The sequence below is a fragment of the Enterobacter sp. FUJ80071 genome (assembly GCF_038739915.1).
GTDB lineage: Bacteria > Pseudomonadota > Gammaproteobacteria > Enterobacterales > Enterobacteriaceae > Enterobacter > Enterobacter kobei.
Genome location: NZ_JBBXKH010000001.1, coordinates 3,038,758 through 3,051,946 on the forward strand (window position 1 = coordinate 3,038,758; position 13,189 = coordinate 3,051,946).

Annotated in this window: 11 protein-coding genes and 2 tRNA genes; 4 read left to right on the top strand and 9 right to left on the bottom strand. The window is 55.0% G+C overall.

Annotated elements, in window-relative coordinates; translation table 11 throughout:
• Window positions 1-39 precede the first annotated feature (39 nt).
• Together AAER43_RS14850 and AAER43_RS14855 are read left to right on the top strand one after the other, a co-directional pair.
• Window positions 40-1,494: an AMP nucleosidase gene (locus AAER43_RS14850; RefSeq protein ID WP_014884456.1), complete on the top strand. Its 1,455-nt coding sequence runs from the start codon at window positions 40-42 to the stop codon at window positions 1,492-1,494.
• Between the two features lie 19 nt (window positions 1,495-1,513).
• Window positions 1,514-3,280 (top strand): aminopeptidase P family protein, encoded by a 1,767-nt coding sequence (locus tag AAER43_RS14855; protein ID WP_050862738.1) that lies wholly within the window; start codon window positions 1,514-1,516, stop codon window positions 3,278-3,280.
• A gap of 142 nt (window positions 3,281-3,422) precedes the next feature.
• Here the strand turns inward: AAER43_RS14855 and AAER43_RS14860 are convergent.
• Both AAER43_RS14860 and emmdR read right to left on the bottom strand, forming a co-directional pair.
• Window positions 3,423-3,498, bottom strand: a tRNA-Asn gene (locus AAER43_RS14860).
• A 103-nt stretch (window positions 3,499-3,601) separates the two neighbouring features.
• Window positions 3,602-5,056 carry a multidrug efflux MATE transporter EmmdR gene (gene emmdR / locus AAER43_RS14865; RefSeq protein WP_121496143.1) on the bottom strand — a complete coding sequence of 485 codons (1,455 nt, stop codon included), beginning with the start codon at window positions 5,054-5,056 and terminating at the stop codon, window positions 3,602-3,604.
• A gap of 161 nt (window positions 5,057-5,217) precedes the next feature.
• Between emmdR and AAER43_RS14870 the strand changes: the two genes are divergently transcribed.
• Window positions 5,218-5,293 (top strand) — tRNA-Asn (locus AAER43_RS14870).
• Between the two features lie 144 nt (window positions 5,294-5,437).
• Here AAER43_RS14870 and AAER43_RS14875 read toward each other — a convergent pair.
• The 4 genes from AAER43_RS14875 to dacD form a co-directional block, all read right to left on the bottom strand.
• The gene (locus AAER43_RS14875; protein WP_008499467.1) at window positions 5,438-5,773 is read right to left on the bottom strand and encodes a DUF496 family protein; all 336 of its coding nucleotides are present in this window, start codon (window positions 5,771-5,773) and stop codon (window positions 5,438-5,440) included.
• A 158-nt stretch (window positions 5,774-5,931) separates the two neighbouring features.
• On the bottom strand, window positions 5,932-6,990 hold the full coding sequence (locus tag AAER43_RS14880; RefSeq protein ID WP_050862737.1) for an FUSC family protein: 1,059 nt from the start codon (window positions 6,988-6,990) through the stop codon (window positions 5,932-5,934).
• Window positions 6,991-7,082: 92 nt separating this feature from the next.
• Complete coding sequence (gene sbmC / locus AAER43_RS14885; protein WP_014884460.1) at window positions 7,083-7,556, bottom strand: DNA gyrase inhibitor SbmC; 474 nt, start codon at window positions 7,554-7,556, stop codon at window positions 7,083-7,085.
• 118 nt (window positions 7,557-7,674) lie between these two features.
• Window positions 7,675-8,841 carry a serine-type D-Ala-D-Ala carboxypeptidase DacD gene (gene dacD, locus AAER43_RS14890; RefSeq protein WP_050862475.1) on the bottom strand — a complete coding sequence of 389 codons (1,167 nt, stop codon included), beginning with the start codon at window positions 8,839-8,841 and terminating at the stop codon, window positions 7,675-7,677.
• A gap of 207 nt (window positions 8,842-9,048) precedes the next feature.
• Between dacD and sbcB the strand changes: the two genes are divergently transcribed.
• The gene (gene sbcB / locus AAER43_RS14895; protein ID WP_169810625.1) at window positions 9,049-10,476 is read left to right on the top strand and encodes an exodeoxyribonuclease I; all 1,428 of its coding nucleotides are present in this window, start codon (window positions 9,049-9,051) and stop codon (window positions 10,474-10,476) included.
• 127 nt (window positions 10,477-10,603) lie between these two features.
• Here sbcB and AAER43_RS14900 read toward each other — a convergent pair whose 3' ends face one another.
• From AAER43_RS14900 to AAER43_RS14910, 3 genes are all read right to left on the bottom strand, one after another.
• A complete protein-coding gene (locus tag AAER43_RS14900; RefSeq protein WP_014884463.1) occupies window positions 10,604-11,962 on the bottom strand; it encodes an APC family permease in 1,359 nt (452 codons plus the stop codon).
• A complete protein-coding gene (gene yoeI / locus AAER43_RS14905; RefSeq protein ID WP_099458931.1) occupies window positions 11,952-12,014 on the bottom strand; it encodes a membrane protein YoeI in 63 nt (20 codons plus the stop codon). Before yoeI ends, AAER43_RS14900 begins: the two co-directional genes overlap by 11 nt.
• A gap of 219 nt (window positions 12,015-12,233) precedes the next feature.
• Window positions 12,234-13,163: a LysR substrate-binding domain-containing protein gene (locus AAER43_RS14910; RefSeq protein ID WP_045134941.1), complete on the bottom strand. Its 930-nt coding sequence runs from the start codon at window positions 13,161-13,163 to the stop codon at window positions 12,234-12,236.
• Window positions 13,164-13,189: the final 26 nt, after the last annotated feature.

The following is a 13,189-nucleotide window of genomic DNA, read 5'->3' on the forward strand; positions in this document are numbered from 1 at the left end:
TCGGGTAGAGTCGCACACCTGTGGAACAAGGAGACAGAGATGAATAATAAGGGCTCCAGCCTGACCCCGGCTCAGGCGCTGGAAAAACTCGACGCACTGTATGAACAGTCCGTCAACGCGCTGCGCAGCGCCATCAGCGAATATATCGAAACAGGGAAACTTCCCGACGAAAAGGCCAGAAGTGAGGGCCTTTTTGTTTATCCATCGCTCTCTGTGACCTGGGACGGCAGCGCCAGCACGACGCCAAAAACCCGCGCCTATGCCCGTTTTACCCACTCCGGCTGCTACAGCACCACCGTCACCCGCCCTGCACTGTTCCGCCCTTATCTTGAAGAGCAACTCACGCTGTTATACCAGGATTACGGCGCACACATTGCCGTAGAACCTTCACAGCATGAGATCCCGTATCCTTACGTGATTGACGGTTCGGCGCTAACCCTTGATCGTTCCATGAGCGCGGGACTGACCCGCCATTTCCCAACCACCGAGCTTTCACAGATTGGCGATGAAACGGCAGACGGGATTTATCACCCGGCAGAATTTTCTCCCCTCTCGCACTTTGATGCCCGCCGGGTGGATTTCTCGCTGGCACGCCTGCGCCACTACACCGGCACGCCCGCCGAGCATTTCCAGCCGTTCGTGCTGTTTACCAACTACACCCGTTACGTCGATGAGTTTGTCCGCTGGGGCTGCAGCCAGATCCTTGACCCGGAAAGCCCGTACATCGCGCTCTCCTGTGCGGGCGGGATCTGGATCACCGCAGAGACTGAAGCGCCCGAGCAGGCCATTTCCGACCTGGCATGGAAAAAGCACCAGATGCCTGCCTGGCACCTGATCACCGCCGACGGCCAGGGCATCACGCTGATCAACATCGGCGTGGGGCCGTCGAACGCCAAAACCATCTGCGACCATCTGGCGGTACTGCGACCGGACGTCTGGCTGATGATCGGCCATTGCGGCGGCCTGCGCGAAAGCCAGCTGATTGGTGATTACGTGCTGGCCCACGCCTACTTACGCGACGACCACGTTCTCGACGCCGTGCTGCCGCCAGACATTCCGATTCCGAGCATCGCTGAAGTGCAGCGCGCGCTGTATGACGCCACCAAAGAGGTGAGCGGCATGCCCGGTGAAGAGGTTAAGCAGCGCCTGCGCACCGGTACGGTGGTCACTACCGATGACCGTAACTGGGAGCTGCGTTACTCCGCCTCCGCGCTGCGGTTCAACCTGAGCCGTGCGGTGGCGATTGATATGGAAAGCGCCACCATTGCCGCGCAGGGGTATCGCTTCCGCGTGCCTTACGGCACCTTGCTCTGCGTGTCCGATAAGCCGCTGCATGGCGAAATCAAGCTGCCGGGTCAGGCCAACCGCTTCTATGAAGGGGCGATATCCGAACACCTGCAAATTGGCATTCGTGCCATTGATTTGCTGCGGGCGGAAGGTGACAAACTGCATTCCCGCAAGTTGCGTACCTTCAACGAGCCACCGTTCCGCTGATAACTATTAAGGAAAATGCATGTCCACCTCATCACCCTTAGCGGCCCTGCGCCGGTGGCTTCAGGAAAACCATCTCGACGGGATGATCGTCCCGCGCGCGGATGCCTGGCAGAGTGAATACTGCGCGCCGTATGATGAAAAACTGGCCTGGCTGACGGGCTTTGACGGCTCGGCTGGCCTGGCGCTGGTTCTGAAAGACAAGGCGTTGCTGTTCGTCGACGGGCGCTATCAGGTGCAGGCCCGTGTTCAGGTCAACCTGGATGAGATTGAAATTCATCATCTGCACAATGAACCGCTGGCAGCATGGCTGGCGGCAAACGTTGAGCCCGCCACGCGCATCGGTTTTGATCCACTGCTGATGACAAATACCGAGTTTACGCAACTTTCTGCCACGCCGTGTGAGCTCGTCCCGCTGAATGCCTCACCGTTTGACACGCTCTGGAGCGATCGTCCTGCCGCGCCGGCGGGGCCGATCCGTGAAATGCCGGTTGCGGTAAGCGGTGAAAGCAGCGAAGACAAACGTCAGCGCGTTGCCGCCGTGCTGGCCGCGAACAATGCTGATTATCTGGCGGTTACGCTACCGGATAACATTGCCTGGCTGCTCAACGTACGCGGGTCAGATATCCCCACCAGCCCGGTACCGCTCTCTTTTGCCCTGTTGCGTCGCGACGGTCACGTGGAGTGGTTTGTTAACGACACTAAGCTCAGCGCCCTGCCCGAAGCCGTGCGTAACACGTTCGCCACTGCGCCACAGGACGCCTTTATAGAACGCTGCCGAGAAATTGCGGAAGGTAAACGAGTGATGGTCGATGCCGATTCCGCACCGGTAGCCCTGCGCTTCGCCATTGAACCACAGGGGGAGATCGTCTGGCAGACCGATCCGATCACCCTGCTGAAAGCCACCAAAAACCCGGTCGAGCTGGCAGGATATCGTGAATGTCATCACCAGGATGGCGCCGCGTGGGTCAACTTCCTGGCCTGGCTGAGCCGTGAAGTGCCGCGACGTGAAGCGGCTGGGAATCCGTTAACCGAGCTCGAAGTACAGGCGCAACAGCTCGCGTTCCGTAAACAGCAGCCCGGCTTTATCGAGCAGAGCTTTGCGACCATTTCCGCCTCTTCGAGCAACGCGGCGATGTGCCACTATCACTCCAGCGAGGCCAGCAACAAACCCATCGGCCACGATCATTTTTACCTGAATGATTCTGGCGGTCAGTACACTAACGGCACCACTGACGCCACGCGCACGCTTGCCTGGGGTCATGTTCCCCAGCAGCAGCGTATGCATTATACCGCCGTACTGAGAGGCTTCCTGTCGCTGATAACCCTCCAGTTCCCATCCGGCACACACGGGCATCAGCTGGACGCTTTCGCGCGACGTCCGCTGTGGGAAATGGGGCTGGATTACGATCACGGCACGGGACATGGCGTGGGGCATCAGCTTCTTATCCATGAAAACCCACACCGCATCGCCAAAAAGGTTAACCCCTGGCCACTGGTGGCGGGCAATATCATGACCATTGAACCGGGGTATTATCTGGGCGGCAGCCACGGTATCCGCATTGAAAACCAGGTGGAAATTGTTGAAAGCCGCCCGGGGTTCTGCACGTTTTCTTCGCTAACGCTGATCCCGATTGATTTAAGCCAGGTGGAATTGCAGCTGTTGACCGGGCAGGAAAAGCAGTGGCTGGATGAATATCATCAGCAGGTTCGCGAGGCGCTGTCACCGCTGGTGAATAGCGAGGCGCGTCCGTGGCTGGTTGAGGCGACGGCGCCGATTAGCATGTAACATCGTGCGGGCTGGTGCCCTCACCCCATCCCTCTCCCACGGGAGAGGGTGCAAACACTAAAAACGGCAACAAGGTTGCCGTTTTGCATTTACCTTACGCAGAAAAGCAAAAAGCCTGCTTTAAAAGCAGGCTTTTTAAATTTGGCTCCTCTGACTGGACTCGAACCAGTGACATACGGATTAACAGTCCGCCGTTCTACCGACTGAACTACAGAGGAATCGTGTGAACGGGGCGCATATTATCGATGCTCCCCCGGGATGTCAAAGGCAGAATGCAGATTTCCGATCGTTTGCCGATTTATTCTCCATTTCGCGCATTTGTCAGGCATTTTGTCGCGGATATTTCCATAGCCAGCGCCCGCTGACCATACGCCAGTAGAACAGCGCCCCGCGCACGGCCCAGTCAAGGAACATTCCCAGCCAGACACCCACCACGCCCCAGCCAAGCACCACACCTAACGTATAACCCGCCACAACCCGACATCCCCACATGCCGAGCATCGACACCCACATCGCAAAACGAGCATCACGCGCCCCTTTCAGACCCGCGGGTAGCACCCATGAGGCCGCCCAGATGGGCATAAACGCGGCATTGAGCCAGATAAGGATCTTAACAACCTCTTTCACATCCTGTTCATGGGTATAAAACGCGGCCATCAGCCCGGCAAAGGGGGCGGTTCCCCAAGCGATCGCCGTCAGGCCAATCGTTGACAGCCAGAACACGTGGCGCAGCTGACGTTCCGCCTGGCCTATCTGCCCTTTCCCGAGCCGTTTGCCCGTGATGATGGTCGAGGCTGAACCCAGCGCGTTACCCGGCAGGTTAATCAGCGAGGCGATGGAGAAGGCGATAAAGTTACCAGCGATAACGTCGGTCCCCATACCGGCGACAAACATCTGCGTCAGCAGCTTACCGCCGTTAAACAGCACTGATTCAATACTGGCGGGAATACCAATCCCCATCACTTCCCAGATAATGGCGAAGTTAAAGGGTCGGAAGTAGCTTTTCAGCGTAAGCCGCAGCGAAGGCGTGATGCCCGTCATCAGCACCCCGATAATCGCCGCAGCACCAATGTAGCGAGAAATGGTTAGCCCCAGACCAGCACCGACGAACCCCAACCCTTCCCATGAAAACACGCCGTAGATCAGCACGCTGCTGATGATGATATTCAGGATATTCATCCCGCCGTTGATCAGCAGCGGGATTTTGGTGTTACCTGCCCCGCGCAGCGCACCACTGCCAATCAGCGCGATAGCCGCGGCCGGATAGCTTATGACGGTCATTTCGAGGTAGGTTAGCGCCAGGTCCTTCACCTCGTTCGTGGCTTCCCCGGCGACAACGTCGATAATCTCTTTACCGAAATAGTGGATCACCGCCGCCAGAACGATCGAAAAAATGGTCATGATCATCAGCGACTGGCGAGCCGCCTCGCGGGCCCGTTTGGGGTCAAGCTTGCCGAGGCTGAAGGCCACCACGACGGTTGTCCCAAGGTCGATAGCCGCGAAGAAGGACATCACCACCATGTTGAAGCTGTCCGCCAGCCCAACCCCCGCCATCGCCTCTTTCCCCAGCCAGCTGACAAGGAAGGTGCTCAACACCCCCATCAGCAGTACGCAGGTATTCTCCAGAAAGATAGGCACCGCAAGGGGGGTGATTTCACGCCAGAAGAGGACACGATAGCTTTTACGTTTTGCGTACCAGGGCGTGCGCATGATCGCCTGGCGCAGAGGAGCAGTGACGTTCAAAATGGACCTTAGCGAGAAAAGTTGAAACTCCATTTCAAATGATGGGGGAGAAATGCTCATCCTGCAAAGTATTTTCCTGAAAAAGATGTGTGGATTTACAACAAACTGACGACAGATTCAGCAGTCAGTCGATTTTCTCTAAGATCAGGTTTGACAAAAGTTTTTTCGCCGCTAAGATAAGCCTCCACAACGATTCCTCTGTAGTTCAGTCGGTAGAACGGCGGACTGTTAATCCGTATGTCACTGGTTCGAGTCCAGTCAGAGGAGCCAAATTTAAAAAGCCTGCTTTTAAAGCAGGCTTTTTGCTTTTCTGTGCCTGATAAAATTGTCAGGTGGCGGCTTGCGCCTTACCCGACCTACTAAAATAAAAAAGGCTCTCTGTCACCAGAGAGCCTTTTTCACCATTCACTGCGATTACTCGCTTTTTGCTTCGCCGTTTTTGATTTCGCCCATCACTTTCAGCTTTTTAGAGATATCGCGACGCTCTTTGGACAGCTCAGCATTTTTGATGATGTAGTCATCCACGCGGTCTTCATAGTCGCTCTTCATGCTGGCGATGATGCCCTGAATAGCTTCAACGCTCATGCCTGGCTTGATGTAGTCGCTCAGGTTGTCGAGCAGCAGGACACGTTTCTGGTTGTCACGGATCTTCTTCTCAACGTCCTGGATTTCACGCTGCAGTTTGTTTTTGCGACGGAACAGGCGGACGAATTCCAGAACATCCTGGAACGAAGGCTTGGTAGTTTCCATTTTTACACCCCTGATAATGTGAGATTCGGATTCGTTAAAGCAACCGTTGTATCAATAACCTTACTGACAGCGGCTGCGAATGACAATGACTATATCGTTTAACGCTATCATAACCCCAATTGCTGCTGAATCGAAGCAGCAGGCGTCACATCCGCGTTTTATTTGCGCAGCGCCCGGCAAATGAGGTGCGATAACAGTTCAAGCTGCCGGGCCAGTTCCAGGCTCAACCAGACATAGCCATGAATGGGCGTTTCCGCCACGTTATCACCCTGCCGCTCGCTAATAAGCGTTTTCAGCTCCGCCACAATGTCATTCAGACGCTCGCTGTTCGCCAGTATCGGCTGCGGGTTGCCTTCATAGAGCGCATGAGCGATGGTCAACAGGGTTTGCTGCGTCATCTGCTGTGTCTCTTTCAGCGTATGTGCGTTGAGCATCAGCAGATGGCTTGGGCGAGAAGCCCAGTGCGCGTTAATCTGCAGCTCAAGCATGCAGACCAGATTGCGGCTTACGGTCTGAATAGCCTCGAAAATCGCTTTCTGAATATGGGTCTCTTTGCTCGCGGGGGTAATCAGGCCGCGCATTTTGACCACGTCATTAAGGATGGTTTGCAGATGCTTTTCCAGCCGGGGGCGCTCAACCAGATTGGGGGAGAAACCGGCCTGGTAAACGCGGTTAAACGCGGTGACATAGCTGGCCATCTGGATACGCCAGTGCAAAAAAGCACGCTGCGGCCAGATGCCGGTAAACAGCATGGCAAGCAGCGAGCCCAGGATGACATCCCCGCTTCGCCAGAGCGCCGTGGTCATATCCCCGGCCGGTGCGCCAACCACCACCGCAAGGGTGATACCAATCAGCAGCGCCTGATAGGGGCGTTTGCCCAACGCCAGCCAACCGCAGAGGAACATGGCCGCACCGCACCATGCCAGCATGACCGGAAATGAGATAAGCTCCAGCTTCAGGGCAATAAGCCCCAGCGCAGAGCCAAGAACGGTACCGCCGATCCGCTCGAAGGCGCGAGGAACAACGTTCCCCCAAAATGAGATAGGCCCCATCACCACCACCAGCGTGATCAGCGGCCACGTCCCCTCCGGAACATCCAGCAGTCGGACCAGTATAAAGGTCAATATGAACGCCAGCGCAATGCGGCACCCATGCACCACGCGGTAATGTTTGTATAGACGAATTTCAAACGGCGTTAATGATTTGTCGGGACGCACACCCGCTCTCCAGCTACACGGCAAATCACAATTGTACTGTGTTTTCAGCCGGGCGGATCACACCCGGCTGAAAAACCCTTCATTTAGCAGGCTTAAGCCGTTTTGTGCTCTACCGCGATAAACATTTCGATATCCCAGTAACCGTCCGCGTTGCCATCATTGAGATAGCGTTCGAAGCAGGGTTTGAGCGCCATCTGGTATTTATTGTCCTGCAACAGGGAATTGAAGAACTGATACCACGGTGTTGCAAAGTCGTAGTTTTCCACACGCGCCGTGGCCACAGCATAATCACCCGCCGCGATTTCCGTCATCATGACGCCTTCGCTGTTATCCGGGATAACAAAATCCTCCGGTACCGTAACGGCCGTATCACAGCGCAGTTTTTCCGCCGGGACCTCATCAGGATTATCGTAGTAGACCGCCACCCACTCCAGCGGCTCAATGTGACGTCCGTCCACCCACATGACCAGCTGTTCAAATCCCTGCTTAACCGTTTTTTCCCACGGCCCAACAAGATGAAAACCCGCAATCTTACGCTTCTGTTGCTGCTTGATGCTGTAGTCCATACTGCCTCCGCTTATTACTGTATATTTATACACTATAAAACAGGAACAATATTATCGGCAAACGAGGAGTGTTTATTATGTGAGCAGACTCGCAACCCTGCCAGTCTGCTCAGAAAGGTTAGATTTTTTGGTGCAGGTAATCACTGAGGCGAGAGAAAATCCCACCCTTATCAACACGTTCCAGGGTGACCAGCGGCCAGTGTGCCACCACTTTGTCGCGGTCATAGAGCTGGATCTCCCCAACCCGCTGATGTGCGGCAATCGGCGCTTCCAGCTCTTTTTTATCCAGAACGTATTTCGCCTTAATGTTCGCCACTTCCGCTTTCGGTAAAGCCAGCCAGAAGTCCTGATCCGTACCCAGATTTACCTGTTCTTTATCACCGTACCAGATACGCTCTGCCCCTATTTTTTTACCGCTGTGCAGAATCTGCACCGTATCGAAATTCTGCTGACCCCAGTGCAGCAGTTTCCGGGCCTGGTCTTCGCGCCCTTTCGGGCTGTCCGCCCCCATCACCACCGCGATTAAACGGCGCTGACCGTCAACGGCGGAAGCAATCAGGTTAAAGCCCGCGCCAGAAGTGTGCCCCGTTTTGAGGCCATCCACGTTCATGGTTTTATCCCACAGCAGGCCGTTACGGTTTTGCTGGGTGATCCCGTTACAGGTGAGACTCTTTTCGCTGTACATATGGTAAAACTCAGGCTCACCGTGAATGATAGCCCGGGAGAGAACGGCCAGGTCATAGGCCGAGCTGTGTTGACCCGGCGCATCAAGCCCATGGACGGTTTCAAAGTGCGTATCGCGCAGGTTCAGCTTCTGCACATAGTCGTTCATCATCTTCACAAACTGCGGCTGCCCACCCGCTACGTGATCGGCCAGCGCCACGCAGGCGTCGTTGCCGGAATCCACAATCAGCCCGCGGCTTAAGTCCCGCACGGAAACGCGATCGCCCTCTTTCAGGAACATCAGGGATGATCCGTCAAAAACCGGGTTCCCTTTGGCCCATGCGTCACGGCCTACGGTGACAATGTCATCCGGCGTAATGCGATGGCTATCAATGGCCCGATCAACCACATAACCCGTCATCAGCTTAGTAAGGCTCGCCGGATTACGTTGTTGATGTTCGTTGCCCGCCGTTAAGATCTGACCAGTCGTGTAATCCATCAGCACCCACGAGCCCGCCTGAATGGCCGGAGGCTGCGGGGAAAAATCCAGCGGTTCGGCCGCAAAAGCAGATGAGATACTCGAAGCGAGTAAAGAAACAGCAATAAACAGACGGCGTTTCAACGGTATATCCTCAGGTCATTAAAAATCGATGACCTTTTTACGGGAGTTCTGATGTCGTTACCTGGCTTAATTGCAAAAAAATGTGACAGAACGCAGGTTTCACGCTGAATCTGTCTCGCAAATTTGCACCACGGCGGCGCTTTTTATTCGGTCTGACCCGCACGATCGTTTACCATAGTGGCGTCATTTTTTAACAGGATGGTATTACTGGTGTCTGACTCTGCCGCACGCCCCACTTTTTTATTCCACGACTATGAAACCTTTGGCACGCACCCGGCGCTGGACCGACCGGCGCAGTTTGCCGCCATCCGTACCGACGACGAATTCAACATCATTGGCGAGCCTGAGGTCTTTTACTGCAAACCTGCTGATGATTACCTGCCGCAGCCAGGCGCGGTCATGGTCACCGGGATCACCCCTCAGGAAGCGCGGGAGAAAGGGGTGAACGAGGCGGAATTCGCCCGCCGCATCCACGATCTGTTTACCGTCCCCAATACCTGCGTGGTCGGTTACAACAACATCCGTTTCGATGACGAAGTGACCCGCAACGTTTTCTATCGCAACTTCTACGATCCGTACGCCTGGAGCTGGCAGAACCGCAACTCGCGCTGGGATCTGCTGGATATCATGCGCGCCTGTTATGCCCTGCGTCCTGAAGGCATCAACTGGCCGGAAAATGAGGAAGGTCTGACGAGCTTCCGCCTGGAACACCTGACGCGCGCTAATGGCATTGAGCACAGCAATGCCCACGACGCAATGGCGGACGTCTATGCCACTATTGCCATGGCGAAGCTGGTGAAAGCCGCGCAGCCCCGGCTGTTTGAGTATTTGCTGAGCCATCGCAGCAAGCAGAAGCTCATGACCCTTATCGACGTGCCGCAGATGAAACCCCTGGTGCATATCTCCGGTATGTTCGGTGCCTGGCGCGGCAATACAAGCTGGGTGGCACCGCTGGCGTGGCATCCGGACAACCGTAACGCCGTTATCATGGTGGATTTAGCGGGCGATATTTCGCCGCTGCTGGAACTTGACAGCGATACCCTGCGCGAACGGCTCTACACTCCGAAAAATGAGCTTGGTGACCTGCCCGCGGTGCCGGTCAAACTGGTGCATATCAATAAATGTCCGGTACTGGCGCAGGCGAATACGCTGCGCCCGGAGGATGCTGACAGGCTGGGCATTAACCGTCAGCACTGCCTGGATAACCTGAAAGTGCTGCGCGAAAATCCGCAGGTACGCGAGAAAGTGGTCGCGATCTTCGCCGAAGCGGAGCCGTTTGTGCCGTCGGAAAACGTCGATGCACAGCTCTACAATGGCTTCTTCAGCGATGCCGACCGTGCAGCGATGAATATTGTCCTGCAAACCGAGCCGCGGAACCTGCCGGCGCTGGACATCACTTTCGCCGATAAACGCATCGAAAAGCTGATGTTTAATTACCGCGCACGTAACTACCCCGGCACGCTGGATGAAACAGAGCAGGAGCGCTGGCTGCAGCATCGTCGTAACGTGTTTACGCCAGAGTATCTGCACAACTACGCCCAGGAGCTGGAGATGCTTTACGGTCAGTACGAAGGGAATGCAGAGAAACAGGCGCTGCTGAAAGCGCTGTTCCAGTACGCGCAAGAGATAGTCTGAAAATCAGACATAAAAAAGCGGAGACGATGGTCTCCGCTTTTTTTTGCCCGGTGGCGCTTCGCTTACGCGGGCCTACAGGAGTGTTGTTTTGTAGGCCGGGTAAGCGCTAGCGCCACCCGGCGAGTCATCACGCAACGTCTTCGTACTGAGGAACCGGGTTACGGAAGCTCTTCGTTACGCAGGCCAGGTAAACCAGGCCGATACCGCCCCAGATCAGCCCCAGAATCATAGAGCTCTCTTCCAGGTTAATCCACAGCGCACCCACCGTCAGCGCACCACACACTGGCAGCACCAGATAGTTGAAGTGGTCTTTCAGCGTTTTGTTGCGCTTCTCACGGATCCAGAACTGCGAAATCACGGAGAGGTTAACGAAGGTGAACGCCACCAGCGCACCGAAGTTAATCAGCGCAGTTGCAGTTACCAGGTCGAATTTAATCGCCATCAGCGCAATCGCGCCAACCAACAGCACGTTCCACGCCGGAGTACGCCATTTTGGATGCACATAACCGAAGAAGCGAGTCGGGAACACGCCGTCACGGCCCATAACATACATCAGACGAGAAACGCCTGCGTGTGCCGCCATACCGGATGCCAGTACGGTCACGCTGGAGAAAATCAGCACGCCCCACTGGAACGTTTTACCCGCTACATAAAGCATGATTTCAGGCTGCGACGCATCCGGATCTTTAAAGCGAGAGATATCCGGGAAGTACAGCTGCAGGAAGTAGGAGGCACCGATGAAGATCAGGCCGCCAATTAGCGCCGTCAGGAAAATCGCTTTCGGGATCACGCGCTCAGCATCTTTGGTCTCTTCTGAAAGAGAAGAGATACCGTCAAAGCCCAGGAACGAGAAGCACAGAATCGTCGCACCGGTAATCATCGGCACAACATGTGCGCCTTCAGACCAGAATGGACGCGTGCTGGTCAGCGTGCCCGCACCTTCACCGTGAGAAACACCGTAGATGATCAGGCCGACGATAACTGCCACGATGCCCATCTGCAGAATAACAATCAGGGTGTTGAAGTTTGCCACGGTCTTGATGCTGCGCAGGTTAGAAATGGTCATAAAGGCCACCAGCGCGACAACAAAGATCCACGACGGCACGGAAGGCACCAGCGCTTCAAAGTAAATTTTTGCCAGCAGAATGTTGATCATCGGCATGAACAGGTAGTCCAGCAGAGATGACCAGCCCACCATAAAGCCAACTGCCGGGCTAATGGATTTCTGAGCATAGGTGTACGCAGAGCCTGCTGACGGGAAACGGCGGACCAGTTTTCCGTAGCTCAGCGCGGTAAAGAGGATCGCGACCAGTGCGAAGGCGTACGCCGTCGCAACGTGACCGTTGGTGAGGCCCGATACGATACCGAATGTATCGAACAGCGTCATCGGTTGCATATAGGCAAGGCCCATCATAACAACCGGAATCAACGTAAGCGTTTTACGTAATTCCACGCGAGAGGTGTTTGGAGTTGCGTTATGCGACATAGTTATTCTCCTTTACGGTGATAACCGCCACGTAAGCGAAAAATTGCCCCATTTCTTTCTTCCTCAGCGACAACAACTGTCGGATTTTAGTAAATATCTATCCGGTACGAAGCCCGGCCTCTTGGTTTTTAGTTTCGTTTCGTACATGCAAAAAAAAATAACCGACGCCTTTTATATCGTCGATTATTCATTTGGTTGCAGCGGCGGCATTTTGCCCCACATCGGATACAAAAGGCAATACTTTGCAACGCACCGGGCCGTTTTCTTTCTGCTAACTGGCTGATTTCTGGACGCCGGGCTGAGAGTAAATTGCCGCGATAGCACTATTTGCTAAAATTTCATCCCGCCACCAGGCGCTCGCAAGCCCGGCGGTTTGTTCATTCCAGCCCATCCATACCGATTCGTTACTGCTTTGAGCAAGTACCTGTTTTTCAACAAGCGCACCGCTATCAATAAACCGCTGCGCCAGATAGCGCGGTAAGTAGCCGCAGCCGAGTCCACTAATTTGCAGTTCCAGCTTAGTTTTAAAGTCAAAAACCGTGATGGCTTCCTGCTCATCAAGCAGTTGCGAGGAAACCGAACATTCCGGGCGAGCGTTATCCCCCACCACGATGGCGCGATAGCCTTTAATCACGCGACGGTTAAGGGGCTCTGGCTCCTGAGCCAGCGGATGATGAGGCGCCACGGCGAACACCTGCTCCAGCACGCCAAGTCGGGCAAAGCCAAATTCACTCAGCTGGGGAGGCTCATGCAATGCCCCGACAAAAATATCTGCCCTGCCCTGCGTTAAGGCATCCCAGGAGCCGCCAAGCACACCGTTGATGAAGATAAGCCGGGTGACGCTGTGATGTTGATAAAACGCTTCGATCAGTGGGGTCAGGAGAGAAAACGGAAAGGTATCATCCACGCCAATGACCAGCTCGTTCTCCCATCCCTGGTGGAGCTTGACGGCCTGTTTTTCCAGTTCACGAACGGTGTGCAGGACTTCGCGGCCTTTTTCCAGCAGCATCTGTCCGGTACGGGTAAAACGCGCGCGATGTCCGGTGCGATCGAGGATTTGGATATTAAGATCGCTTTCCAGTTTTTGAACGGTGTAACTCAATGCCGAAGGGGTTTTATAGAGCTTTGCTGAAGCAGCCGCAAAGCTCCCCTCTTTTTCCAGTGCATCCAGAATAATAAGAACATCCAGCAGCGGTTTCATGCTCGCCCCCTTCCGGTGTGCGATCG

What these genes read in the sequence shown, in the direction of transcription:
- AAER43_RS14850 (WP_014884456.1), top strand. Translation starts at nt 40, where the DNA reads ATGAATAATAAGGGCTCCAGCCTGACCCCGGCTCAGGCGCTGGAAAAA.
- AAER43_RS14855 (WP_050862738.1), top strand. Translation starts at nt 1,514, where the DNA reads ATGTCCACCTCATCACCCTTAGCGGCCCTGCGCCGGTGGCTTCAGGAA.
- emmdR (WP_121496143.1), bottom strand. Translation starts at nt 5,056, where the DNA reads ATGGAGTTTCAACTTTTCTCGCTAAGGTCCATTTTGAACGTCACTGCT.
- AAER43_RS14875 (WP_008499467.1), bottom strand. Translation starts at nt 5,773, where the DNA reads ATGGAAACTACCAAGCCTTCGTTCCAGGATGTTCTGGAATTCGTCCGC.
- sbmC (WP_014884460.1), bottom strand. Translation starts at nt 7,556, where the DNA reads ATGGACTACAGCATCAAGCAGCAACAGAAGCGTAAGATTGCGGGTTTT.
- AAER43_RS14900 (WP_014884463.1), bottom strand. Translation starts at nt 11,962, where the DNA reads ATGTCGCATAACGCAACTCCAAACACCTCTCGCGTGGAATTACGTAAA.
- AAER43_RS14910 (WP_045134941.1), bottom strand. Translation starts at nt 13,163, where the DNA reads ATGAAACCGCTGCTGGATGTTCTTATTATTCTGGATGCACTGGAAAAA.